The organism is Arthrobacter sp. ASL1, assembly GCF_056680475.1.
Window position 1 is genome coordinate 467,275 of record NZ_CM155284.1, and the last position, 22,675, is coordinate 489,949.

At 68.3% G+C, this 22,675-nt stretch carries 24 protein-coding genes, 1 tRNA gene and 1 other RNA gene; 14 read left to right on the forward strand and 12 right to left on the reverse strand.

Annotated features, from left to right (window positions below):
* The first annotated feature begins 8 nt into the window (after positions 1-8).
* A complete protein-coding gene (locus AC1MEQ_RS02160; protein WP_479793547.1) occupies positions 9-1,499 on the forward strand; it encodes a DUF2079 domain-containing protein in 1,491 nt (496 codons plus the stop codon).
* 94 nt (positions 1,500-1,593) lie between these two features.
* Here the strand turns inward: AC1MEQ_RS02160 and AC1MEQ_RS02165 are convergent, their stop codons facing one another.
* Positions 1,594-2,199 carry an HAD family hydrolase gene (locus AC1MEQ_RS02165; protein WP_479793549.1) on the reverse strand — a complete coding sequence of 202 codons (606 nt, stop codon included), beginning with the start codon at positions 2,197-2,199 and terminating at the stop codon, positions 1,594-1,596.
* Positions 2,200-2,304: 105 nt separating this feature from the next.
* On the opposite strand from AC1MEQ_RS02165, the gene soxR reads away from it, so the two are divergent.
* The 3 genes from soxR (at position 2,305) to AC1MEQ_RS02180 (ending at position 4,652) form a co-directional block, all read left to right on the forward strand.
* Positions 2,305-2,745: a redox-sensitive transcriptional activator SoxR gene (gene soxR, locus AC1MEQ_RS02170; protein WP_479793551.1), complete on the forward strand. Its 441-nt coding sequence runs from the start codon at positions 2,305-2,307 to the stop codon at positions 2,743-2,745.
* Between the two features lie 106 nt (positions 2,746-2,851).
* Positions 2,852-3,379: a flavin reductase family protein gene (locus AC1MEQ_RS02175; protein WP_479793553.1), complete on the forward strand. Its 528-nt coding sequence runs from the start codon at positions 2,852-2,854 to the stop codon at positions 3,377-3,379.
* 88 nt (positions 3,380-3,467) lie between these two features.
* On the forward strand, positions 3,468-4,652 hold the full coding sequence (locus AC1MEQ_RS02180) for an FAD-dependent monooxygenase (RefSeq protein ID WP_479793555.1): 1,185 nt from the start codon (positions 3,468-3,470) through the stop codon (positions 4,650-4,652).
* A 23-nt stretch (positions 4,653-4,675) separates the two neighbouring features.
* Here AC1MEQ_RS02180 and AC1MEQ_RS02185 read toward each other — a convergent pair whose 3' ends face one another.
* Genes AC1MEQ_RS02185 through mptB (AC1MEQ_RS02195) form a run of 3 tightly spaced genes read right to left on the reverse strand, consistent with a single transcriptional unit; the run spans position 4,676 to position 9,144 of the window.
* Positions 4,676-5,992, reverse strand: coding sequence for a glycosyltransferase family 87 protein (locus AC1MEQ_RS02185; RefSeq protein ID WP_479793557.1), 1,317 nt, complete (start codon positions 5,990-5,992; stop codon positions 4,676-4,678).
* A complete protein-coding gene (gene mptB, locus AC1MEQ_RS02190; protein ID WP_479793559.1) occupies positions 5,989-7,596 on the reverse strand; it encodes a polyprenol phosphomannose-dependent alpha 1,6 mannosyltransferase MptB in 1,608 nt (535 codons plus the stop codon). The genes AC1MEQ_RS02185 and mptB (AC1MEQ_RS02190) overlap by 4 nt, the downstream gene beginning before the upstream one ends.
* Positions 7,597-9,144: a polyprenol phosphomannose-dependent alpha 1,6 mannosyltransferase MptB gene (gene mptB / locus AC1MEQ_RS02195; protein WP_479793561.1), complete on the reverse strand. Its 1,548-nt coding sequence runs from the start codon at positions 9,142-9,144 to the stop codon at positions 7,597-7,599.
* A gap of 240 nt (positions 9,145-9,384) precedes the next feature.
* Between mptB (AC1MEQ_RS02195) and AC1MEQ_RS02200 the strand changes: the two genes are divergently transcribed.
* The 5 genes from AC1MEQ_RS02200 (at position 9,385) to AC1MEQ_RS02220 (ending at position 12,108) form a co-directional block, all read left to right on the forward strand.
* The gene (locus AC1MEQ_RS02200; protein ID WP_479793562.1) at positions 9,385-9,582 is read left to right on the forward strand and encodes a hypothetical protein; all 198 of its coding nucleotides are present in this window, start codon (positions 9,385-9,387) and stop codon (positions 9,580-9,582) included.
* A gap of 91 nt (positions 9,583-9,673) precedes the next feature.
* Entirely contained in the window at positions 9,674-10,270 is a 597-nt protein-coding gene (orn, locus tag AC1MEQ_RS02205) for an oligoribonuclease (protein WP_479793564.1), read from the forward strand.
* A 150-nt stretch (positions 10,271-10,420) separates the two neighbouring features.
* A tRNA-His gene (locus AC1MEQ_RS02210) sits at positions 10,421-10,496 on the forward strand.
* A gap of 77 nt (positions 10,497-10,573) precedes the next feature.
* Positions 10,574-11,146, forward strand: a complete 573-nt coding sequence (gene def, locus AC1MEQ_RS02215) for a peptide deformylase (RefSeq protein ID WP_479793566.1) — start codon at positions 10,574-10,576, stop codon at positions 11,144-11,146.
* 374 nt (positions 11,147-11,520) lie between these two features.
* Complete coding sequence (locus AC1MEQ_RS02220) at positions 11,521-12,108, forward strand: dihydrofolate reductase family protein (RefSeq protein WP_479793568.1); 588 nt, start codon at positions 11,521-11,523, stop codon at positions 12,106-12,108.
* On the opposite strand, the gene AC1MEQ_RS02225 is transcribed toward AC1MEQ_RS02220, so the two are convergent.
* On the reverse strand, positions 12,086-12,592 hold the full coding sequence (locus AC1MEQ_RS02225) for a GNAT family N-acetyltransferase (RefSeq protein WP_479793569.1): 507 nt from the start codon (positions 12,590-12,592) through the stop codon (positions 12,086-12,088). The two genes, AC1MEQ_RS02220 and AC1MEQ_RS02225, sit on opposite strands and share 23 nt — an antisense overlap.
* Before the next feature lie 132 nt (positions 12,593-12,724).
* Positions 12,725-14,194, reverse strand: a complete 1,470-nt coding sequence (locus tag AC1MEQ_RS02230) for a glyceraldehyde-3-phosphate dehydrogenase (protein ID WP_479793571.1) — start codon at positions 14,192-14,194, stop codon at positions 12,725-12,727.
* Positions 14,195-14,645: 451 nt separating this feature from the next.
* Between AC1MEQ_RS02230 and AC1MEQ_RS02235 the strand changes: the two genes are divergently transcribed.
* Positions 14,646-14,873: a hypothetical protein gene (locus tag AC1MEQ_RS02235; RefSeq protein ID WP_479793573.1), complete on the forward strand. Its 228-nt coding sequence runs from the start codon at positions 14,646-14,648 to the stop codon at positions 14,871-14,873.
* 19 nt (positions 14,874-14,892) lie between these two features.
* Here AC1MEQ_RS02235 and AC1MEQ_RS02240 read toward each other — a convergent pair whose 3' ends face one another.
* Positions 14,893-15,228, reverse strand: coding sequence for a hypothetical protein (locus AC1MEQ_RS02240; protein ID WP_479793574.1), 336 nt, complete (start codon positions 15,226-15,228; stop codon positions 14,893-14,895).
* Between the two features lie 387 nt (positions 15,229-15,615).
* Positions 15,616-15,985, reverse strand: an RNA gene (rnpB, locus tag AC1MEQ_RS02245) — RNase P RNA component class A.
* Positions 15,986-16,043: 58 nt separating this feature from the next.
* On the opposite strand from rnpB, the gene AC1MEQ_RS02250 reads away from it, so the two are divergent.
* Positions 16,044-16,826 carry a YaaA family protein gene (locus AC1MEQ_RS02250; RefSeq protein WP_479793576.1) on the forward strand — a complete coding sequence of 261 codons (783 nt, stop codon included), beginning with the start codon at positions 16,044-16,046 and terminating at the stop codon, positions 16,824-16,826.
* On the opposite strand, the gene AC1MEQ_RS02255 is transcribed toward AC1MEQ_RS02250, so the two are convergent.
* From AC1MEQ_RS02255 to AC1MEQ_RS02265, 3 genes are read right to left on the reverse strand one after another with little or no spacing between them, the layout of a single operon-like run.
* The gene (locus AC1MEQ_RS02255; protein WP_479793578.1) at positions 16,823-17,260 is read right to left on the reverse strand and encodes a VOC family protein; all 438 of its coding nucleotides are present in this window, start codon (positions 17,258-17,260) and stop codon (positions 16,823-16,825) included. The genes AC1MEQ_RS02250 and AC1MEQ_RS02255 overlap by 4 nt on opposite strands.
* On the reverse strand, positions 17,251-17,988 hold the full coding sequence (locus AC1MEQ_RS02260) for a zinc ribbon domain-containing protein (RefSeq protein ID WP_479793580.1): 738 nt from the start codon (positions 17,986-17,988) through the stop codon (positions 17,251-17,253). The genes AC1MEQ_RS02255 and AC1MEQ_RS02260 overlap by 10 nt, the downstream gene beginning before the upstream one ends.
* A 54-nt stretch (positions 17,989-18,042) precedes the next feature.
* Positions 18,043-19,155 carry a Nif3-like dinuclear metal center hexameric protein gene (locus AC1MEQ_RS02265; RefSeq protein ID WP_479793582.1) on the reverse strand — a complete coding sequence of 371 codons (1,113 nt, stop codon included), beginning with the start codon at positions 19,153-19,155 and terminating at the stop codon, positions 18,043-18,045.
* A gap of 210 nt (positions 19,156-19,365) precedes the next feature.
* Here AC1MEQ_RS02265 and msrA point away from each other — a divergent pair, with 210 nt between their 5' ends.
* The 3 genes from msrA (at position 19,366) to epsC (ending at position 21,521) form a co-directional block, all read left to right on the forward strand.
* A complete protein-coding gene (msrA, locus tag AC1MEQ_RS02270; RefSeq protein ID WP_479796014.1) occupies positions 19,366-19,890 on the forward strand; it encodes a peptide-methionine (S)-S-oxide reductase MsrA in 525 nt (174 codons plus the stop codon).
* Positions 19,891-19,961: 71 nt separating this feature from the next.
* Complete coding sequence (cysK, locus tag AC1MEQ_RS02275; RefSeq protein ID WP_479793584.1) at positions 19,962-20,897, forward strand: cysteine synthase A; 936 nt, start codon at positions 19,962-19,964, stop codon at positions 20,895-20,897.
* Between the two features lie 39 nt (positions 20,898-20,936).
* Positions 20,937-21,521: a serine O-acetyltransferase EpsC gene (gene epsC / locus AC1MEQ_RS02280; protein WP_479793586.1), complete on the forward strand. Its 585-nt coding sequence runs from the start codon at positions 20,937-20,939 to the stop codon at positions 21,519-21,521.
* An 86-nt stretch (positions 21,522-21,607) separates the two neighbouring features.
* Here epsC and AC1MEQ_RS02285 read toward each other — a convergent pair whose 3' ends face one another.
* Positions 21,608-22,612: an aldo/keto reductase family protein gene (locus AC1MEQ_RS02285; RefSeq protein ID WP_479793588.1), complete on the reverse strand. Its 1,005-nt coding sequence runs from the start codon at positions 22,610-22,612 to the stop codon at positions 21,608-21,610.
* Positions 22,613-22,675: the final 63 nt, after the last annotated feature.

Consider the following 22,675-nt stretch of genomic DNA (forward strand, 5'->3'; position numbering starts at 1 on the left):
TCGTAGCCATGCCCGAAGCCCCTCCCGCCGCCCCCGAGAACGCACTGCCGCCCATCAGCCGCGCCCACAAGCTCCAGCTGGCCGCCGTGATGGTGGCGGCGACCGTGCTGTACGTGGCGCACTCGCTGCTGCGCTACCGCAATTACGAGGCCAAGGGCTACGACCTGGGGATCTTCGACCAGGCGGTACGCCAATACGCGCTGTTCAAGGCGCCCATCGTGCCGATCAAGGGCGTGGACTTCAACCTGCTCGGGGACCATTTCCACCCGATCATCGCCCTGTTCGCCCCGCTGTACTGGATCTGGCCGGACCCGCGGATGCTCAACTTCGGGATGATTACCCTGCTGGTCATCACCGCGATCCCGGTTTACCTGTTTGCGCGCAAGTACCTTGGCCACCGTGGCGGACTGCTGACGGCGGCGGCCCTGCTGCTCTGGTGGCCGTTCCAGGCGATGGTGAACTGGGACTTCCACGAGGTCGCGTTCGCGGTCCCGCTGATGGCCTGGATCGTCTGGGCGTTCGACCGCTCCCGCTACTGGCTCGTCGTCGGCCTGTCCGCGGTGCTGCTGCTGGTCCGCGAGGACATGGGGGTCACGCTCATCGCGGTCGGCATCGTGCTGGCCTTCCACCGCCAGTGGCTCAAGGCGGTGTTGATCGCGGTCGCCGGAGTCGCCGCCTACCTGGTCATCACCACGCTGATCGTCCCGCACTTCGCCCCGCCGGACGCGATGTCCTACTGGCAGTACACCGCCCTGGGCCCGACCGCCGGCGCCGCCATCGTCTTCATCCTCAGCCACCCGCTGAAGTCGATAGCCCTGCTGTTCGACCACCAGCTCAAGATCCTGCTGTGGCTCATGACGTTCGTCCCCCTGGCCCTGCTGCCGTTCTTTTCCCCGTACGTCATCCTCGTGGCGCCGAGCCTGCTCAGCCGGCTGTTCAACGACCGGCTGAACACGTGGGCCCCCGTCTACCAGTACGACGCGATGTTGGCCCCGGTGCTGATCATGGCGTCGGTGCACGTGCTCTCCAAGATCATCGCGCGCACCGGCAAGGTGAAGCTGCGCGTCGTTGCCCCGGCCTATCTGTTGGTGCTCGCGTTCGTGTGCACCCTGTTCATCCACTCCGTCTTCCCCCTGGGTCGCACCCTCACCGGCCAGAATTGGACCATGCCGGAAACGGCGAAGGCCCAGGCCCGGGCGGTGGCGAAGATCCCCAACGGGGTCTGCGTCGAGGCCGCGGACACGGCGGTCCCCCACCTGGTCCAGCGCACCTACGTGGGATTGCACGGGGACATGGGCGACGACCTGTCCAGCTGGATGATCATCGACTTCAACGTCGACGAACTCGGCGGCTGGGACCCGCTCTCCCCGCAGCAGGCGTTGGAGCGCGGCAAGAAGCTCGGCTTCAAGGTCGTCACCAAGGACGACCACGGGATCTGGGTGCTGCACCGCGATATCCCCGTCAACCCGATCTGCAGCAACTACCTGCCCTACGACTAGGGTGCACCGAGTACGACGGCGGTGCTCCCCTCTTCGGGCGCGTCGAGGTCGCGCGGCCACTGCGGGCGCCAGCGCCGCGGCTCACTGACCGGTATCAGAGCCCCAGTTCGGCGGCCAGGTCGATCCCCGGGAGGTGGTGAACGGTGCGCACCCCGATCTCGCGGGCGGCGTCGATGTTCTCCGCCTTGTCGTCGATGAACACGACGTCGGCGGGCTCCGCCCCGAGCTGCGCCAGCGCGTGTAGGTAGATCCGCCGGTCCGGCTTGCCCAGGCGCAGCCGCCCGCTGAAGAACAGCTGCTCGAAGGATGCCGGCCAGTCCGCCTCGGCCTCGAAGATCTCCGACATGCGAACCGGCATGTTGGACAGCAGCGCCAGGCGGGAGCCGCGGTCCCGCAGCTCCTCCAGCACGGCCATCGTCGCCGGGTTCGGCCGCGACCACAACGCGGCGTCCAGGCGGTCCAGCCGTTCGGCTTCCTCCTCGGAGACGTCCCGGTCCAACACGGCGCGCCAATACCCCAGTGAGTCCAGGGAGCCGTCGTCGAAGGCGTGGCGGTGCGCCCAGTACGTGCTGTCCGCGGCGTCCAGGCGCAGCCCGGTGGCCTCGTGGAGTCGGTTCCAGTCCTCGGCTGCCGGCGCGGCCGAGATGACCATGCCATAGTCGAAGAGGTACCAGCCGTCGTCGTGCTGCGTCGTTGCCATGCGCTCCAGCGTATCGGGCGATGAGTCCCGGCGGTGTAACGTCTCAGGCGGGCGCAGCGGCGTGCTGGCCGCCCAGCCGGCGAGCGGAACCAGGAGGCGCACCCGATGGTGGAGGACGAGGACCTTAGTGTCGGCCAGCTGGCCTCGCGCAGCGGCGCCGCCGTGTCGGCCCTGCACTTCTATGAGCGCAAGGGGCTGATCAGCAGCCATCGGACCAGCGGCAACCAGCGCCGGTATGCCCGTGCCACGCTGCGTCGCGTGGCAGTCGTCCGTGCCGCCCAGCGTGCCGGCATCCCGTTGGCCTCGGTGCTGGAGGTCTTCGAGTCCCTGCCGCGCGACGGGGTGCCGGACCAGGCCGACTGGCAATGCCTTTCGGCGGCGTGGCGGCAGGAAATCGACTCCCGTATTTCCCTGCTCGAACACTTGCGCGACCGGCTGGACGGCTGCATCGGGTGCGGCTGCCTGTCGTTGTCCAGCTGCGGCTTCGTCAACCCCGACGACGAGTGGGGGTCCGCCACCACGGGCGCCCCGGGCCTGGACAGCTGAACAAAACGTCACGTCCGCAGCCCCGGTTTGACCTGAACTTAGGTTGAGGTTTTAGGGTCGTGAGTGTCCCCGTGAAACCTTGGGACCCGCAGACGAAAGAGCAGGTATGACCACCCTCAGCCACCGTCCGACAGCGACCGACTCCGACGCAGCCCTGTTCCGGGACGCATTCCGCGGCCACCCCGCTGGACTTGCCGTCATCACCGCCGCGGGACCTGCCGGGCCGATCGGGCTGACCGCCTCCTCGGTGGCCTCCGTCGCCGTCGATCCGCCGTCCCTGATGTTCTCCCTGTCGGGCCGGACCACCGCCCCGTTGCTGGCCGCCGCCGAGACCGTGGTGGTCCACCTGCTGGACGCCGGGCAGGCCGGCCTGGTCAACACGTTCGCCACACCGGGCACCAGCCGCTTCGACGCCGACATGGACTGGGAATACCTGCCGACCGGCGAGCCGCTGCTGCGCGGTGCCGCCTGGGCGCTGCGCTGCTCGGTGGCCGAGCGGATCGACGTCGGCTCGTCCCGGGTCGTGATCGCCACCGTGCTGGAGGTGCGCCGCCAGGACGCCACCGGCGCCCCGCTGGTGTATCACGATCGGACCTACCACCGCCTCTCGGATGGCTCCGCGCTGGGCTCCTGAGGTCCCGGGCCAGATCACCCGCGACGTATCCCCCGGCCCGGCGCGGGAGGATAATAGGCCCCACCACCATCGGGCCCAGGAGGCGCACATGCGCGCGATCATCATCGGGGCGGGAATTGCCGGGCTGGTCACGGCCCGCCAACTCGGGCTCGCCGGCTGGGAGGTCGACATCGTCGAACAGTCCCCCGGGCCACGGGACGCCGGCTACATGATGGACTTCTTCGGCCCCGGAGTCGCCGCCTCCGAACGCATCGGCCTGTATCCGCGCCTGGCCGACGTCGCCTACCCGGTCGAGGCCGCCGAATACGTGGACTCCGCCGGGAAGGCCACGGCACGCCTGGACTACGAACGCTTCTCCCGCGCGGCGGGGGGCAAGGTCCTCACCCTGCTGCGCCCCGACATGGAGTTGGCGGCGCTGGCCGCGTTGGACGATGTGCCCGGTGGCCGGGTCCACCTGCACTACGGGCACCGGCCGACGGAGATCCGGGACGGCGGCGGGCAGGTGTCCGTCGACATGGACGGGACGGAACCACTGGTGCTGGAGGCCGATGTGCTCATCGGTGCCGATGGGATCCACTCGGCGGTCCGCGGCGCGCTCTTCGGCCCCGAAGCCTCGTACCTGCGCCCACTGGGCATGCGCGCCGCCGCCTACATCGCGGATGAACCGGCCCTGGCGGCGCGGCTGGGCCGGCGGTTCGTGCTCACGGACAGCCTGGACCGCACCGTGGGGCTGTACGGACTGCGCACCGGCCAGGTCGCGACGTTCATGGTCTACCGCGACAAGGGGATTGCCGCCTATGGCATCGACGTCGACACACCCACCCGCCTGCGCCGGAACTTCGCCGGGCTCGGTCCGGAGGTCGACCGGATGTTGGAGTTGTGCCCGCCGGACCCGTACGACGACGTCGTGGCCCAGGTGGTGATGCCCACTTGGCACCGAGACAGGACGATCCTGGTCGGCGATGCGTGCTCGGCGGTGTCGTTGGTGGCCGGGCAGGGCGGTTCGCTGGCGATCGCCGGAGGGGCATTGCTCGGCGACCTGCTCGGCGCGGTGTCCTCTGCTGAACAGGTCCCCACGGCGTTGGCCGGCTTCGAGCGCCAATGGCGTTCGGTCATCGAGGCCGCCCAGGCATCGGGGCGTCGGGCCGTCTGGATGTTCCTGCCGGAGACCGTCCGGCAACAGCGCGTGCGCCGGTGGGTCCTGCGTGCCGCGACGTTGCCGGTCATCAACACGGTCATTGCCCGGCAGATCGTCAAGAGCATCGCCAGCTAGGCGGCAGGCCGTGCCGCCGCCCCTCAGCGCCGGGCGGGCAGGACGAACTTGTCCGGGGCGTCCTCGATCGGCCCGCCCATCGGGTCGTCGTCGCCCTCGGCGCGGACCAGGTCGCGGTCGGGGTGGCGGATGTCGCCGATGATGCGCACGCAGAGGTAGATGACCATGCCCATGTGGGCGGCGATGCCGGTGCCGTAGGCGATCTCGATCCACGGGTTGCCGGCCCCGAATGTGCCGCCGCTGACGATCTCGGCGCTCATCAGCCACACGGCGGCCCAGTGGTAGGCCTCGAGCAGCTGCCAGAGCAGGAATTCACGCCACCGCGGCCGGGCGAGGATGTACAGCGGGATGAGCCACATGACGAACTGCGGCGAGTAGACCTTGTTGAAGAGGATGAACGCGGCGATGATCAAAAACGCCAGTTGGGCCATCCGGGGGCGGCGCTTCGCGGACAGTGCCAGGTAGGCGATGCCCAGGCAGGCCAGCGCGAAGCAGGCGTTGGAGAGCAGCGAGAAGCCCTTGCCGTCCAGCCCGGTCCAGGTGAAGGCCAGCCACATCGAGGAGAAGCTGATCGGGCGTTCGGAGGAGAACGTGTAGAAGCGCGACCATTCGTCGAACGCGGTGAGCATGAACGGGACGTTGACCACCAGCCAGGCCACGACGGCGGCTGCCAGGGATTTCCAGAACGCCGCCATGCGCCCGGTCCGCCAGCACAGCACCAGGATCGCCCCGAAGAGGAAGAACGGGTAGAGCTTCGCGGCGGCGCCCAGGCCCAGCAGCACACCGGCCAGGTAGATGCGCTTGCGGGAGAACGCCAGCATGCCCACGGTGGCGAACATGACGGCCCAGAGGTCCCAGTTCAGCTGGCTGGTCAGGATGATCCCGGGGGCCAAAGCCACCAGCAGGGCGTCGCGGCTGCGCTTGCGGGCGCTGTAGGCGACGGCGACGACGATGATCGCCCAGCAGATGAAGGAGCCCAGCGAGTTGATGTCGAAGTAGGCCAGCTGGCGTTCGGCGCTGAAGCCGATGCCCGGGACCATGAACGCGGTCACCCCGGCGATGACGGCCAGCAGTGCCGGGTACTCCAGCGCCTGGTCCTGCGGCAGGCCGGTGTAGAACGGGAACAGCTTGTCGGCCAGCCCGCGGGTGCCGAAGAGCTGGGCGAAGTCCGAATAGCACATGTGGATGTGCTGGTCGGCACCGGACCAGCCGTTGACCCGGCACCACTGCTTGGTCAGCACGGCCAGGATGGCGCCAATGACGGTGGCGACCAGCAGCCAACCGATGACCGGACGGGTGGCCTCGCGCGCGGTGCGCAGGGTGTTCAGCGGTGAAGTCACGACTCGGTGGCCTCGTTTCTGTTATCGGTGGGATCGGGGTCGGGACCCGGGGTGAAGAGTGCCGACGTGCGGGGATCGGAGAAGACCAGGTAGCCCAGGTAGAGGAGCCCGATGCCGGCGGCCAGGACCCGGACCCAGAGCAGGCTGATCCACTGGGCGACGCTGAGCTGGTCGACCACCCCGACGAGCACCAACAGCATGCTCAGCAGGTACCAGAAGCGGACCCATCCGCCGGTGTAGACGCGGGAGGCGGCGAACAACGGGATCAGCCACAGCACGTACCAGGATTGGATGATGGGTGCCAGCACGATGGTCGCCAGCAGCGCGAACGCGCAGTAAAGGACCGGCGAGGTGGCCGGGCGGCGGAACGCCAGCCAGATCGCGAAGCCCAGCGCCACGGCCTTGAAGATCGTGTAGACCAGGTCGGCGGTCGCCTCCAGGTCACCGCCGGCCCGTTCGGCCAGCCAGCCGACGCCCAGGCCCAGCAGGCCCACCGGCGCGTACGGGAAGGCCGCGGATCCGGCGGTCGCCATCGCCTTGATCCAGCCGAACCAGAGCCCGGACACCCACCCGAAGAACGTCAGGGTGGCCCCGGAGACGACGGCCGTGTAGGCCCAGGCGCCGATCTTGCGTCCCAGCGTGGCGGTGGCCGGCAGCATGGCCAGTCCGATGAACGGCAGCGCCAGCACCACGATCGGCTTGATGGCGATGGCCCCGCTGACGGCCAGGATGCCGGCCAGCCGGCGTCCACGGCTCACCCAGACGAACCCGATGAGCAGCCCGCCCATCATCAGGGCGTCGTTGTGTGCGCCGCCGATCATGGTCAGCAGGAACAACGGGTTGGCCAGCGAGATCCACACCGCCCAGGTGGGATCGGAACCCAGCTGCGCGGCCAGCCGCGGAACGGCATAGAGGCACAGCAGTACCCCGGCCACGGCCAGCAGGCGGAACAGCAGGACCGCCGCCTCGGGAACGCCGCCGGTGACGAAATAGACGCCCTGGGAGGCCAGCAGGAACAGTGGCCCGTAGGGGGAGGCGGATTCGGCCCAGAGGCTGTCCGATCCCTGGGCGAACCAGCCGGGCAGTTGCGAGATCCAGTTCGAGTAGGGGCTCAGGCCGGCATGCATCAACCGGCCCTGGCCCAGATAGGAGTAGACGTCGCGGCTGAAGATCGGGAAGGTGAAGAGCAGCGGCGCGGACCAGAGCAGCACGGTGTTGCGCACCGTGACCAGGGAGGCCGGGCTGTGCCGGCCCCCGCGCTGGCCGAAGCGCAGCCAGGCCCGGCACAACACCATGGAGCCCAACGCCAGCAGGACGGTGCAGGCGATGACCCCTGCGGTTTCGACCCGCAACGGATTCAGGATGGTGGTGCGCGCGAAGATCGAATTCTGGGTCTGCGCCAGCCAGCCGACGCCCCAGGAGCCGACCATGATCATCAGCGAGGCGATGAACCCTTGGGCCATGGCGACGCCGCGTAGGGCCTCGTCACCACCGGCGAGCCGGTGCAGTAGCGGCATCTCCTCGAAGCGGTGCCGCAGCCCGTACACGGCCTCGGTGAGGGCCGCGGTCCGTCCCCGCGCGCGCCGGCGCTCGACTGCGGGCATTCAGTTGGCTTCCCGGTGCCGGCGCAACCGCAGCCGCAGCCCGGACCAGGTCGTGCGCACGGAGGCCCAGAAACCCACGAAGAGGTGCCGTGTCTTCGGGTCGAGGAAGGCCAGATAGGCCATGGCCGCCCAGGAGATGCCGGTGGACAGATGCTTGACCCAGGGGTCCAGGGCGTCGAGGAACTGCCAGATGAAGATCTGGTCGGCGGCGCCAAAGGCGATGAAGAACGCCACGGTGAAGTACACCCAGATGAGCTGCCAGTCGTCGCGGATGCCGGTGGCGGCGAAGAAGGGCAGCAGCCACAGCAGGTACCACGGCTGGATGATCGGGGACAGCACGACCAGTGCCGCGAAGGCCAGCGCCAGCCGCTGGACCAGGTGGGAGTGGCGCCCGCGGAACATCAGGAACAGCACGACGAGGACCGAGGCCACCCGGGCGACGACCTTCACGACGTCCAGCACCCAGTTCGAGGGCAGGCCCAACGCGTCGAAGGCGCCGCTGAAGAAGTTGGTGAAAAGCCCCACGGGGGCGAAGAAGACGGTCCCGGTTCCGGTCCCGAGCATGACCTTCAGCCAGCCGAACCCGTAGCCGTTGGCCCACCCGATCACGGCCATGATCCCCAGGCACAGCCCCAGCGTGTAGGCCCAGTAGAGGAACCTCCGGGCCCAGGAGGAACCGGGCCCTGCCCACAGCAGGCCGATGAACGGCAGGATGACCATGGTGATCGGCTTGATGCCGATCGACGCGGTGACCAGGACGACGGCGAGGATCCCCCGGCGGGTGGCTGCGTAGTAGGTGCCGGCAATGGCGAGCCCAACCATCAGCGCGTCGTTGTGGGCGCTGGCGATGAAGCTGATGAGGAACAGCGGGTTCGACACGGTGATCCACAACGCCTTGGCCCCGGCAACCCCGTGGAGCTGGGCCAGCTTCGGCACGTACACCATGCAGACGATGACCCCGGCGTAGGCGATCAGCCGGTAGAGGAACACGGAGGCGTCGGGGGAGGTTCCGGCGATGAGGTTGACCAGCCGCTCGAGGGTCAGGAACAGCGGCCCGTAGGGGGTTTCGGCTTCGGCCCAGGTGACGTCGGCTCCGAGCTGGAACCAGTTGGACAGCGTGGAGATGCCGTTCACGTAGGGGTCCTGGCCTGCGGTGACCAGCCGCCCCTGGCCGATGTAGGCGAAGACGTCGCGGCTGAAGATCGGCAGCGCCAGCAGCAGTGGCGCGCCCCAGAGCCAGCACGCCTGCCGGACGACCCGCAGGGATCCCTCCGCCCAGCCGGCCAGCTCCTGGCCCAGCCGCAGCCAGGAGCGGAACATGATCCAGCAGCCAACGGTCAGCACGACAGTCGCGGTGATGACGCCCCACTGCTCGGTGCGCACCGCGATGAGCAGCTCGTTGCGGTTCAGCGGCGAGACGCTGGCCAGCCAGCCGATGCCGTACGAGCCCAGCAGCACCAGGAACGCACCGATGAACCCCTGGGCCAGGATCATCCGGGGCGCGCGTTCCCGCGGACGGGCCGCCGCACCCGTCTCGATCCTGCTCATCGCCATCGGCTCGTTTCCGTTGATTGTGCGGCCCGTACCGGCTCCCGTCCGAGGCCTCGGGGACCATGGAGGACCGGGATCCGGGGCACGGGGCCGCTGAAATACTCACCCGATGTTAGCATCGCGGCTCCGCCACACCCCGGTACGACGCCGGTTCCCGCCGAACGCCCCCGCCTGGCCCTAGGCTGGTGGCAGCCGTGGCATCCGCCGGGCTGTGCGGTGCAACAACAGGGGGACACAGTGGGCCGGCATGCCTCGAGTGAGGGCAAGAACACGACCCGACAGGGAGCCCTGCTCGGGTGGGGGATCTTCGTCGCCGCGCTCATCGTCGTCTGCTCCCCGCTGGTCGGATTGAACGCCCTGGCCGCAGCCGTCGTCGGCGCCACGGCCGCCGTCGTGTTCGTGGTGCTCTATTTCCTCAGCGGCGTCCCGCAGTAGCCGCCCGCGCCGCCCGCGCTCCCCCGGTGGCATCCGGTAGATTGGCTTCGTGCCTATTTCAGCTGAAAACATTGTGTGGATCGATTGCGAGATGACCGGGCTGAGCCTGGAAGCCGACGCGTTGATCGAAGTCGCCGTCCTCGTCACCGATCCGGAACTGAACATCCTGGGTGACGGTGTCGACGTCGTCATCAAACCCGAGGCGCAGGCGCTCGAGCAGATGAACGACTTCGTCCGCGAGATGCACACCTCCTCCGGCCTGCTCGAGGAGCTCGACGCCGGACTGGACCTGGACACGGCCACCGAGCAGGTCCTCGAGTACATCCGGGCGTGGGTCCCCGAGCCGGGCAAGGCCCCGCTGGCGGGCAACACCATCGGCACCGACCGCAATTTCCTGGCCCGCGACATGCCCGGGGTCATCGACCACCTGCACTACCGGGTCATCGACGTCTCCACCATCAAGGAACTCGCCCGCCGCTGGTACCCGCGCGCCTACTTCCAGTCCCCCGCGAAGACCGGCAACCACCGCGCACTGGGCGACATCCGCGATTCGATCAACGAACTGCGCTACTACCGCCAGGCCGTCATGGTCCCCGCCCCGGGCCCGGACAGCAAGACCGCGAAGGCCATCACCGCGTCCCTGGCCGCCGGGGATGCGGCCGCCGCCGAAGGCACCACGGCCGGCTAGTCAACCGGCAGAACGTGTCCTCTGCCACACTTCGCCGCGCCGCCCGTCCGGTGGCGCGCGGGTGCGCGAAAGTGTGTAAACTAGTATCCGTTGCCCGGACGTCCGGTAGGAATACCGAATGGTGCGGGCGCCGCGTTGAGAGACGCAATGGTGGGTATAGCTCAGTTGGCAGAGCGTCTGGTTGTGGTCCAGAAGGTCGCGGGTTCAAGCCCCGTTACTCACCCCAGGCAGCCGCCCCGGATCCGTCCGGGGCGGCTTTTTCTTTCGCCGTCACCGTCCGTGCCGCATCACAGGAGGCCCCCGATGCCCGTCCGCCCCGTCGTCATCTACGGCGATCCCGCCCTGCATGCCCGCGCCGCCGAGGTCACCGACTTCGACGACGGGCTGCGCGCGCTGATCGCCGACATGTACGAGACCATGCACGCCGCCAACGGCGTCGGCCTCGCGGCCCCCCAGATCGGCGTCGGCCTGCGGATCTTCACCTATGCCATGGAGAACGACGACGGTGTCCCCGCCGAGGGCGTGCTGGTGAACCCGCGGATCGTGCTCGGCAAGGTCTCCGGTGCCCAACCGGACCCCGACGACGAGGCCGAGGGCTGCCTCTCAGCGCCCGGGCTGTCCTTTCCGCTCAAGCGGGCCGACTACGCCCGGGTCATGGGCTTCGACGGGGACGGGAACCCGGTGGATTTCGAGGCGACCGACTGGTTCGCCCGCATGATGCAACACGAGTACGACCACCTCGACGGCTACCTCTACGTCGACAAGCTCAACCCCAAGTGGGCCCGGCGGTGGAAGAAGGCCAAGAAGTCCCTCGAGTGGGGCGTTCCGGGCAATTCCTGGATGCCGGGCGTGGACCCGGATCCGTTCGGGCACTGACGCACCGGCTGCGGCATGGGCATGGTGCGCCAATCCTCCCGTGGTGCGACACAGAGGACATGAACACTGGAGGGTTCCTCGACATCGAAGCCATCCAGCGCGCCCGCCAGGGGCCCGGCGTGCTGCGTCTCCGTGTCTTCGGTTCAGGTGCAAGAAGGCGAAGACCTCCACCCCGCGCCCCGTGGGCGTGCCGTACGAGCCTGGACGTGCCGCACGACCTGCTCGGTTTCCCCGACGTTCGCAAGATCACGGACACCGGGGCCGCAACCCGTGCAGGCAGTGATCCCGAGTTGTCCTTTCCCTTGGTCGGGACGCAGCAGTAATCTCGGACCAGGTCCGGAGAACATGGGCGCGCTTCACGGGAGAGCAACGGAATGAGACCCCTTCGATACTCGATCAACGTCACCCTTGACGGCTGCGTCCACCACGAGGCCGGGTCACCGCCGGACGAGGAGTCGATGCGCTATTGGGCTGCCGAGATGAAGCGAGCAGATGCCCTGCTCTTCGGCCGGGTGACCTACGAGATGATGGAATCGGCGTGGCGGAAGCCGACCACGGGCGCCTGGCCCGACTGGATGGAAGAGTGGGAACTTCCGTTCGCCGAGGCCATCGACCGGGCAAAGAAGTATGTCGTGTCGAGCACGCTGAGCGGGTTCGATTGGAATGCCGAACTGGTGCAAGACGACGTGGGGCCAGCGGTCCAGCGGCTCAAACAGGAGCCGGGCGAGGGCCTGTGGGTCGGCGGAGTGACGCTCCCCCTGGCGCTGGCCGATCTGGGTCTGATCGACGAGTACGAGTTCCTGGTGCAACCGGTCGTCGCCGGACAGGGGCCGACCTTGCTGGCCGGGCTGCGCGAGCGCATCCAACTCGAGTTGGTGGATCGCCATGAGTTCCGGTCGGGGGCAGTCGCCCTGCGATATCGCCCGGCCGCTGGCGGGCTCAGCGCAGGACGGCTTCCATGAGGATGCGCCTCCCCCAAACCGGCAGCCCCAGCCGCTCCTCGACGGCGGCGACTTCTCGATGGAACTCAGTACGCGGCTCGACTTCCACGAACCCCCGCTTCGCATAGAACGGCGCATTCCACGGGATGTCCGCATACGTCCGCAGCGTCAACGTCCGGTGGCCGCGTCGCCGGGCTTCGATCTTCGCTGCATTCACGAGCCGACGACCATGCCCGTGACGGCCGTGCTCGGGATGTACGGAGACTTGCTCCAGATGCGCAATGGGACCGCAAACGAGAACATGCACGAACCCCAGGAGCGTGTGCATCCCGGTGTCCTCCAGAACCAGGAGGAAGCCAGTCTCGGCAGCCCTCGATGAGCCCGTGGGGGCCGCCTCCCACTGCGTGGGTAAGAGCAGGTCGATCAGCAGCTGGTCGGCAGCATTTTCCACCTGCTCGATGCCGGCGTGGTCGGCCGGTGTTGCCGGCCGGATGCGCACGGTCATGATTTGGTCCTCTCATCCGGGGTCACGTCGCGGCGCCGCGTGAGGAGGCACCGGCGTCGTACTGTGTTCCGGAAACAGCAGTGGGCGGCCACCCCCGATGGAATGGCCGCCCACTGTTGGTGCTGGCGGAGCCTAGACGTTCAACTCGACCTGGGCGGTTTCCTCGACGGCCGGGAAAGCCTTCGGGTGGGTGCCGGCCAGTTCCTCGATGACGCGCACGACCTGGCAGGAGTAGCCGAACTCGTTGTCGTACCAGACGTAGACGACGGCGTTCTTGCCGTTGGCGATGGTCGCCAAGCCGTCAACGATGCCGGCGCGGCGGGAGCCGACGAAGTCCGTGGAGACGATCTCCGGGGAGTCGATGTAGTCGATCTGCTTGTGCAACTCGGCACCCAGGGAGGCCTGGCGCAGGTAGGTGTTCAGCTCCTCCTTGGTGGTCTCCTTCTCCAGGTTCAGGTTCAGGATGGCCATGGAAACATCCGGGGTGGGGACGCGGATGGCGTTGCCGGTCAGCTTGCCCTCGAACTCGGGCAGTGCCTTGGCCACGGCCTTGGCGGCACCGGTTTCGGTGATGACCATGTTCAGCGCGGCGGCGCGGCCCCGGCGGTCTCCCTTGTGGAAGTTGTCCGTGAGGTTCTGGTCGTTCGTGAACGAGTGGACGGTCTCCACGTGGCCGTGGGCGACGCCGTACTCGTCGTTGATCGCCTTGAGTACCGGGGTGATCGCATTCGTGGTGCACGAGGCCGCGGAGACGATCTCGTCGTCGGCGGTGATGTCACCGTGGTTGATGCCGTGGACGATGTTCTTCACGTCGCCCTTGCCCGGTGCCGTGAGCAGCACGCGGGAGACGCCCTTGGCCTTCAGGTGCTGGCCCAGGCCCTCGCGGTCGCGCCAGCGGCCGGTGTTGTCCACGACGATGGCGTTGTCGATGCCGTAGGAGGTGTAGTCCACGGTGGTCGGGTCGTTGGAGTAGATGACCTGGATCAGCGTGCCGTTGGCCAGGATGGTGTTGTTCTCCTGGTCGACCGTGATCGAGCCCTCGAACGGACCATGCACGGAGTCGCGGCGCAGCAGCGAGGCGCGCTTGATGATGTCGTTCTCGCCGTTCTTGCGGACGACGATCGCGCGCAGGCGCAGGCCGTAGCCGCCGCGCTCGATGAGGATGCGGGCGAGCAGGCGGCCGATGCGGCCGAAGCCGTATAGCACGATGTCACGTGGTTCGGCCTCTGAGGCGCCGGCGCCCCCGGTCTGGGTGGCGAATTCGGCGGCGAGGAAGTCCTGCAGCGAGGCGCCGTTGCCCTGCTGCTTGAACTTGCGCGAGAGGCGGGCCAGGTCGACCGAGACGGCTCCGAGGTCCAGGGCGTCCAGGCCCTGGAGCAGCGGGAAGGTCTCGGTGAGCTGGAGTTCCGCGCCGTCGATGTGGCGGGCCACGCGATGGGCCTTGAGGATGTCGATCGGGGACTTGTTGATGAGCTTGCGCCCGTAGATGGAGGTCACCACATTGTTCTTGCGGTAGAGACGTCCAATCAGGGGAATCATGGCCTCGGCGAGTTCCTCGCGGCCGCTCCATTCTTCCTGGGCGGCGACAGACTGCTGGGTCACTAATTGTCCTTCCAATTCAGCCGGCCGGGATCCACTGGCCGGTTGGTACCGCGAAAGCACCATTGCAGATACGGTTTGGCGGGGTATCAGGATCTTTCCCCATTGGGCTGGGCCCACAACCATTCTAGGTTGTCCCGGATCGATCCGCGCATTCGCGTCGGTGAACTCACTCACACCTCGGCCGTCCGGCCGCGGCCGGGCATCATCTGCCCGCGGGGGCCGCCAGTTCCCGGCCGGCGCGCGCCATCGATGACCCTCCACGGAGCCGGCGGGTTCCCAGAAACCCCCGCCGCCCCCGCCACTTTGATTCGAACACACTTTCGATTAGACTGGTTTCAGCGGCACCCCGTCTCTGGCGCCGCTGGCGCGGTTCCCCCCATACCGCGCCTCATCAACCGGCTCCGCCCCTTCACCTCGGGCGGGGCCGGTTGCGCGTCTGCAGGGAGTCTGAGTGAACAAGACCAACGTCGAACGATCGCTGGCCATCCTGGAAGCGGACCTGGCCCGCGGAGAGACACGGGGGCGCGGCGGCACCGCCGGGATACGGAGCGGGACGCAGCGGGCCATTATGCCCGGCGATTTCCCGCCCGGGATCAACCCGGACGATTGGGAGCCGGACGACGAGGTGGAGCGCGGCCCGGTCATCGGGGATCCGAGGCCTGGCCCGCGCCGCTGGTAGCCGGCGGACCGGCCGGCCGTCAGTCCTTGCAGTCGTCGACGATGTAGCCGATGACCCCGCCGATCGCCCCACCGACGGCGGCCCCCGTTACCCCACCGAAGGCACCACCGATCACCGCCCCAGCCGCACCCAGGACGGCCTGGTAGTTCCGCTTGCTGGCGGCCATCACCGAGACCGTCCCATCCTCGGCCTCCACGGGCTCGTAGGAACCGACCACACCGGCCGCCAGTGCCAGGGCGACCGGTCCCGTGCCACCGGAGACGATCAACCCATCATGCATCCGCCGCACCTCGCGGTACTGCGCATCGGCGTCACCCTTCCCCGCCGTGCCGACCTCGAGCATCTTGACCAGCACGTCCCGTTCGCCGCCGGTCGCCTTTTGCCTCGCGCATCAAGCGCCGGGCCTCCCCGAGGGCCGCGTGTTGCATCTCTGCGACACCGACCCCGGTCATCTGCATTTGCTCGACCATGACGGTCGCCTCCGAAGGTGGATGGCCCGTGGGATCCGAATGACCCCACGTGGCCGACGGTGGCGAGGCGCATTGCTGGGTCGTCGTCGACCGCCTGGCTCCATCGTCGAAGCGCGCCGCAGGCAGGTCAAGACCACCACCGGATACATTTTTCCTTCACAGTGCAGCAGTAAAGGCCTTAGCGTGGAGGCGCATCCCGGAGCTGGAGCTTCGGGATGTGGGGGCCCGCCACGCACATCCCTGTAACTGGCGGGCCTCTTCCGTGGTGTGTGGGGACGGGATGGCCTGTACGCCGGGTTCTGTGCCGACAGCGGTTACCCGGCTGCCGGTGACGATCATCCATCTAGGGGCACCGTTGCCGATGCCCTCGAGCGGCCTACCCGACTACTGGGGCGAACAGCCCTCATGACGCAGCCTGTCTGGCCTTGCTCCGGGTGGGGTTTACCGAGCCACCCCCGTCACCGGGGGCGCTGGTGGTCTCTTACACCACCGTTTCACCCTGACCCGCACGAGGCGGGCGGTCTGTTTTCTGTGGCACTGGCCTGCGGGTTACCCCGAGTGGGCGTTACCCACCACCCTGTTCTGCGGAGCCCGGACGTTCCTCGGGCCGCTTGCGCGACACGCGATCGTCCAGCCATCCCGTCCATGGGCCAGTATACCGGTGCGCGGAGCACCCCCGGACCGCCGTTAGGATCGATGGGTGCTGATCCTGCTTCCCCCCTCCGAAGGAAAACAACCCGCAACCCGGGGACAGCTGTACGACGCCGGCGCCCTCGCCTTCCAGGAGCTGGCTTCGGCCCGCGCCGAGGTGCTTTCCGCACTCGCCGAGGTCTCGGCCTCCGAACAGGCCCACGAGGTGCTCGGTGTCGGTGCCTCGCTCGCCGAGGACGTCGCCCGGAACATCACGCTCCACCGCGAACCGGCGGCCCCGGCCCACTCCGTTTACACCGGCGTGCTCTACGAGGCGCTGGGCTACCGGACGCTGACTCCCGCCCAACGGCGCAAGGCGGATGATTCCGTCGTCGTCATCTCCGCCCTGTGGGGTGCGGTTGGATTCGGCGACCGGATCCCCGCCTACCGGCTGGGCATGTCGGTGAACCTGCCCGGCGTCGGGAAACTGGCGAGCTGGTGGAAGCCGCGGCTGAACCCGGTGCTGGGTGCGCGGGCGGAAGGAGAACTCGTCGTCGACTGCCGCTCCAGCACCTACGCGGCGGCCTTCGCCCCACCGGTGGAGACCACGGTCGCCGTCTCGGTGTTCCAGTTGCGCGGTGGGCAGCGCAAGGTCGTCTCGCACTTCGCCAAGCACACCCGTGGCGAGCTGGCCCGGCACCTGCTCCAGCGCCGTGCCGAGCCGAAGACGCCGGCCGCCCTGCTGAAGGCCGCGCAGGAGAAGTGGGAGGCCGAACTGGTTCCGGCCACCGGGCGCAGGGCCCACCAGCTGAACATCATCCTGCCCGAGGACCACAGCTTCGCCGCCAGCTAGCGCGGCTCCCCGGCGACCAGCTCGATCTCGAACCCGTCGGCGTCCTCCAGGTAGGCGGCGTAGTGGCCGGTTCCGCCGGCGTGTGGATGCCGGTCGGCGAAGAGCAGCGTGAAGCCGTGGTCGAGCGCCTGCCGGGTGAGTGCGTCGACGTCGTCCGGGGTCCCGGCGTGGATGGCCAGGTGGTTGAGCCCTGGTCGCGTGCGCTCGTGCGGCGCGGCGAGCACGTCGGGGCCGGATTCGAGGACCAGGTACTCCCCCGCGCCCTGCCAGCTCGAACCGGACGGCCAGCTGTCGGTGCGCACGTAGCCCAGCTGGCCGAAGAGCCATCCCAGCGAGGCCTCGGCGCGGTCGTGGTCGGCGACCCAGAGCTCGACGTGGTGGAGGCGGCCCCAGGCACCGCCCGCCGGTGGATTGGCTGGCTGGACTACTTCCATTCCGGCGAACGGACCAGGATCGCCCCGGAATCCGGGCAGTACACGACGTCGTCCGCGGCGGCGTCGCGGATCTCGGCCAGGTCGCCGGGGGCCAGCTGCATGCCGGATCCCTCGGAGGTGCCGTGGAAGAGGCGCGCGGCACCGACGCCATGCTGGGCCAGCCGCTTTTCATAGAGGGCCAGCAGGCCGGCGTCGACACGACTTGCGAGTTCCGCACGCTGGACCACCAGGTGCTGGCGTTCACCGGCCAACTCCTCGCCGCGTTCGCTGCGTGCGCGTTCCAATTGGGCCAGCTGGGCGGCGGTTCCGTCGGCGGAAGCGGTGGCGCCCTCCAGGCGCGGCACCACTTCCTCCGCGGCCTCCATCAGCTCCAGTTCGTTGTTCTCGAGTTCGCCGCGCTTCTGCGTCAGCGAGTCGATCTCGTGCTGCAGGGCCATCATGTCCCGGGCGGTTCCGCGACCGGCGTCGATCTGGGCCCGGTCCTTGGCGATGCGTGTCTGGACCTTTTCGACCTGGTGCTCGGCCTCGGTGAGCGCCTGCTGGGCCGCCGCGGATTCCTCGGCGACCTCACGGCGTGCGGTTTCGGCCTCGGCAACGGACGCCTCCGCCGCGGAGATCTCCGGATCGGCGGCAAGCGTCTTCACGGCCCGGTCGATCTTCACGATCTTCGAGTCCAGCGCCTGCAGGTCCAGCAGCAGCAGCTGCTCGGCGGGTGATGCCTTGGCCATCGGTGGTTCTCCTCGTCCTCGGTGGTTTTCCAGCCTACTGTCGATCGGCCCGGATCAGTGGCCCGGCGTGAGGATGAAATCCCAGGGGTCGGTGTTGATGGAGCTGACGCCGATCTCCACCGTGAACCCCTGGTCGATCAACACGTTGTAGAGTCCCTCGGCGGCCGCGGGAAGCCACAGCCATTCGCCGGCGAAGTGGGAGATGTCGATCAGGTACGGGCGGTTCTCGACGGACGCCTCGCGGGCCTCCGACGCCGGGTGGTGGCGCAGGTCGGCGGTGACGAACACGTCGGCCCGGGCCGCGCGGACCGCGTCGAACAATCCATCGCCGGCGCCGCCGCAGATGGCGACGGTGCTGACGATCCCGTCCCGGTCCCCGGCGACGCGGACCCCGCCGGCGACGGCAGGCAGCGCGCCGAAGACGCGGGCGGCGAAGTCGCCCAGTGAGAGGGCGTCCGGCAACGTCCCGACCCGGCCGATTCCCTCTTCGGGAAGCCCCTCGGGGGCCTTGACCAGCGGCGTGACGTTGGTCAGGCCGAAGATGTCGGCCAGCACGTCGGAGACCCCGCCGACGGCGGAGTCGCCATTGGTGTGGACGGTGACCAGGGCGCAGTGGTTCTCGATGAGCTCGTGGACGACCTCGCCCTTGAACTGGTCGGCGGCGACGGATTTCACACCGCGCAGCAGCAGCGGGTGGTGCGTGATCAGCAGGTCGGCGCCACGCTCGACCGCATCACGGACCACATCCAGGGTCGGGTCAACGGCGAAGACGACGCGGCGGACCGGCTGCTCCACCCGGCCGGCCACGAGGCCGACGGCGTCCCAGTCCTCGGCCAACGAGGCGGGCCAGAGCTCCTCGATGGCGACCAGGACATCCCCCACGGTCGGGGTGGTTGCCCCGGGCGGGGCGGTCGGTGACACGGCGGCGGATGCATCGGCGGCTCCCACGCCCTCGGGCTCCGGTTCAACGGCCGGTTCGAGGACCGGCTCGAGGACCGGTTCGACGACGGAGGGTCCGCCGTGCCCTGTCCCTGCTTCCGCTTCTGCCGGCTCATGGTTCACTGGCCCGGGCCGGCCATCGGGTACCCCAACCTGCTCCGCGGAGACGGTGTCCTTGTCGTCCTCGTCGCGGGGCTGGTCCGCGGTGGTGTCCTCGTCGTTGCGCATGCTCCTACCGTAGACCGAAGGCGGTCATATGCGTGTCAACACCGGACGTTTTGCCCGCCGCGCGAAACCTCGGGACGGGGGTCGCGGATGACGCCGGGAATGAATGGGGACCGCAGCGCATTGACCATGGGTGTGAGCAGCATGTCATCGAACCCATTGTCAGCGGCCGAGCCGGACACTTCCGGTTCCGTCGGTTTCCCCGACCACGGCATCCACACCTTCACGCTCGGCGCCGGATGCTTCTGGTGCATGGACGCGGTGTACCGCAAGACCATGGGCGTCTCGTCCGTGGTCTCCGGATACATCGGAGGCCATACCCCCGAGCCGAACTACCGCGAGGTGTGCAGCGGGACTACCGGCCATGCCGAGGCCGTGTCCGTGACCTTCGATGCCGCCGTCGTGCCCGCCGACGTCATCCTGGACATGTTCTTCACCGGGCACGACCCGACCACGCTGAACCGGCAGGGATACGACGTCGGCACGCAGTACCGTTCGTCGATGTTCTACACCGACGACCAGCAGAAGCGGCTGTTCGAGGCGGCCCTGCGGCGCAACCAGCAGAACTGGGATGACCCGATCGTCACCGAGATCGTCCCGGCACCGCATTTCCACGAGGCGGAGTCCATCCACCAGGACTTCTACTCCCGCAACCCCTACGAGGGGTACTGCCAGGTCATCATCAACCCGAAGCTGGCCAAGGCGCGGAAATATTACTCCCGGTGGCTCACCGACTGAGGCGCGATTCCGGGCCTCGATAGGCTGAACGACGAGACGACCGACAACCTTCTTCCGAAAGCAGGCAAAGTATGGCACCGATCTACAACGACGTGACCGAGCTGGTTGGACGCACCCCCCTGGTCCGGCTGAACCGGATGGCCGAGGGCCTCCCCGCCCAGGTGGCCGTGAAGCTGGAGTTCTACAACCCGGCCCACAGCGTCAAGGACCGCATCGGCGTGGCCATCGTCGACGCAGCGGAGAAGGCCGGGGCCCTGCGTCCCGGCGGCACCATCGTGGAGGGCACTTCCGGCAACACCGGCATCGCCCTGGCCATGGTCGGCGCAGCCCGCGGCTACCGCGTCATCCTGACCATGCCGGAAACCATGTCCACCGAACGCCGCGTCATGCTGCGTGCCTTCGGCGCCGAGATCGTGCTGACCCCCGGCTCCGAGGGCATGCGCGGTGCGGTCGAGAAGGCCAAGGACATCGTCGCCACCACCGACAATGCCATTTGGGCCCAGCAGTTCGCCAACGAGGCGAACCCTGAGATCCACCGCACCACGACCGGCCAGGAGATCTGGGACGACACCGACGGCGCCGTGGACATCCTCGTTGCGGGCATCGGCACCGGCGGCACCATCACCGGTGCGGGCGCGCTGCTGCGCGAGAAGAAGCCCGGCGTGCAGATCGTCGCCGTCGAGCCGAAGGATTCTGCCATCCTCAACGGCGGCAACCCCGGCCCGCACAAGATCCAGGGTCTCGGGGCGAACTTCATCCCGGAGGTGCTGGACACCAAGATCTACGACGAGGTGCTCGACGCCACGATCGAGGATTCGGTCGCCATTGCCCGCGATCTGGGCACCAAGGAGGGCATCCTGGGCGGGATCTCCTCCGGCGCCGCCGTCTGGGGTGCCCTGCAGGTCGCGGCCCGTCCGGAGAACGCCGGCAAGCTCGTGGTCGCCGTCGTCCCCGACTTCGGCGAACGCTACATCTCCACGCTGCTGTACGACGACATCCGCGGCTAGCACCAACGCCCCCGGGCCAACGACCAGCAAAGGCAACGTGTGACTTTCCTATCCCGACTCAAAGAGGACCTCGAGGGTGCCCGCGCCCATGATCCCGCGGCGCGCGGCAACACCGAGAACGCCCTGGCGTATTCGGGCCTGCACGCCATCTGGATCCACCGGCTGACGCACCGGCTGTGGCAGAACCCCGCCTACCGCCTGCCGGCACGGCTGATCTCCCAGCTCGGGCGCTTCATCACCGGCATCGAGATCCACCCCGGGGCCACGCTAGGGCGGCGGTTCTTCATCGACCACGGCATGGGGGTGGTCATCGGGGAGACCGCGGAGATCGGCGACGATGTGATGATCTACCACGGGGTCACCCTCGGTGGCCGGTCGCTGGCCAAGGTCAAGCGCCACCCCACCATCGGTGACCGCGTCGTCATCGGGGCCGGCGCCAAGGTCCTGGGGCCGATCACCATCGGGCCGGACTCGGCGATCGGCGCCAATGCGGTGGTGGTCAAGGACGCCCCGGCGGATTCGATCATCACCGGGATCCCCGCGACCAACCGGCCACGCAAGCCCGAGGAGCACAAGCCGGCGGTCGACCCGGCGGAGTACATCGACCCCGCGATGTGGATCTAGCCTCCACACGGATCCAACGTCCGGAAGCCCGGTCGGTGCAGTGGAAACTGCACCGACCGGGCTTCCGGCGTTCCCTGTCCGGCCGATCAGGCCGGGCGGACCTCCGGGCTCACGGTCTTGGCGGGGTCGCGTTCGACCGAGTCGCCAAGCGCATCGTCGATCCGCGTCATCAGCTCGCCCGGGATCTTCACCCCCGAGGCCTTGACGTTTTCTGCGACCTGCTCGGGCCGTGAGGCGCCGACCAGTGCGGTGGCGACGTTCGGGTTCTGCAGCACCCAGGCGATGGCCAGCTGGGACATCTTCAGGCCCAGCTCGTCGGCGATCGGCTGCAGCTTCTGGACACGCTCGAGCACGGTGTCGTCCATGAAGCGCTCGATCGTCTTCTGCCCGCCCTTCGCGTCGGTGGCGCGGCTGCCTTCCGGGGCCGGCTGGCCGGGCTTGTACTTGCCGGAGAGCACGCCCTGTCCCATCGGCGACCAGACGACCTGGGACATGCCCAGCTCCTTCGACGCCGGGACGACCTGGTCCTCGATGACGCGCCACAAGGCGGAGTACTGCGGCTGGTTGGACACCAGGGCGAATCCTGCCTGCTTCGCGAGGCGCTGGCCTTCGCGCAGCTGGTCGGCGGACCATTCGGAGACGCCGATGTACAGGGCCTTGCCCGCGCGCACGACGTCGGCGAAGGCCTGGATGGTCTCCTCCAGCGGTGTCTGGTGGTCGTAGCGGTGCGCCTGGTAGAGGTCGACATAGTCCATGCCCAACCGACGCAGGGATCCGTTGATGCCCTCCATGATGTGCTTGCGGGAGAGCCCGGTGTCGTTGGGGCCCTTCGGTCCGACCGGCCAGTAGACCTTTGTGAAGATCTCCAGCGATTCGCGCCGCTGGGACTTCAGTGCCGCGCCGAGGACCGTCTCGGCGGCGCCGTTGGCGTACGCGTCGGCGGTGTCGAAGGTGGTGATGCCCGCGTCCAGGGCGGCGTTGACGCATTGGGTGGCGACGTCGTTCTCCACCTGGGAGCCGTGGGTCAGCCAGTTGCCGTAGGTGATTTCGGTGATTTTGAGCCCGGAGGCCCCGAGGAATCTGTAATCCATGCCACTACCCTATGCCCATAGTTACCCTAGGCAACAGGGAAAGGGCACGACGGCGAAAACTGC

Bases quoted from the DNA above. Each gene is read 5' to 3' on its own strand.
- AC1MEQ_RS02225 (WP_479793569.1), bottom strand. From the start codon at position 12,592: ATGACCGTGCGCATCCGGCCGGCAACACCGGCCGACCACGCCGGCATC.
- soxR (WP_479793551.1), top strand. From the start codon at position 2,305: ATGGTGGAGGACGAGGACCTTAGTGTCGGCCAGCTGGCCTCGCGCAGC.
- mptB (WP_479793559.1), bottom strand. From the start codon at position 7,596: ATGCCCGCAGTCGAGCGCCGGCGCGCGCGGGGACGGACCGCGGCCCTC.
- AC1MEQ_RS02175 (WP_479793553.1), top strand. From the start codon at position 2,852: ATGACCACCCTCAGCCACCGTCCGACAGCGACCGACTCCGACGCAGCC.
- AC1MEQ_RS02160 (WP_479793547.1), top strand. From the start codon at position 9: ATGCCCGAAGCCCCTCCCGCCGCCCCCGAGAACGCACTGCCGCCCATC.
- AC1MEQ_RS02255 (WP_479793578.1), bottom strand. From the start codon at position 17,260: ATGGAAGTAGTCCAGCCAGCCAATCCACCGGCGGGCGGTGCCTGGGGC.
- mptB (WP_479793561.1), bottom strand. From the start codon at position 9,144: ATGAGCAGGATCGAGACGGGTGCGGCGGCCCGTCCGCGGGAACGCGCG.
- AC1MEQ_RS02165 (WP_479793549.1), bottom strand. From the start codon at position 2,199: ATGGCAACGACGCAGCACGACGACGGCTGGTACCTCTTCGACTATGGC.
- AC1MEQ_RS02220 (WP_479793568.1), top strand. From the start codon at position 11,521: ATGAGACCCCTTCGATACTCGATCAACGTCACCCTTGACGGCTGCGTC.
- AC1MEQ_RS02260 (WP_479793580.1), bottom strand. From the start codon at position 17,988: ATGGCCAAGGCATCACCCGCCGAGCAGCTGCTGCTGCTGGACCTGCAG.
- AC1MEQ_RS02265 (WP_479793582.1), bottom strand. From the start codon at position 19,155: ATGCGCAACGACGAGGACACCACCGCGGACCAGCCCCGCGACGAGGAC.
- AC1MEQ_RS02285 (WP_479793588.1), bottom strand. From the start codon at position 22,612: ATGGATTACAGATTCCTCGGGGCCTCCGGGCTCAAAATCACCGAAATC.
- def (WP_479793566.1), top strand. From the start codon at position 10,574: ATGCCCGTCCGCCCCGTCGTCATCTACGGCGATCCCGCCCTGCATGCC.
- orn (WP_479793564.1), top strand. From the start codon at position 9,674: ATGACCGGGCTGAGCCTGGAAGCCGACGCGTTGATCGAAGTCGCCGTC.
- cysK (WP_479793584.1), top strand. From the start codon at position 19,962: ATGGCACCGATCTACAACGACGTGACCGAGCTGGTTGGACGCACCCCC.
- AC1MEQ_RS02180 (WP_479793555.1), top strand. From the start codon at position 3,468: ATGCGCGCGATCATCATCGGGGCGGGAATTGCCGGGCTGGTCACGGCC.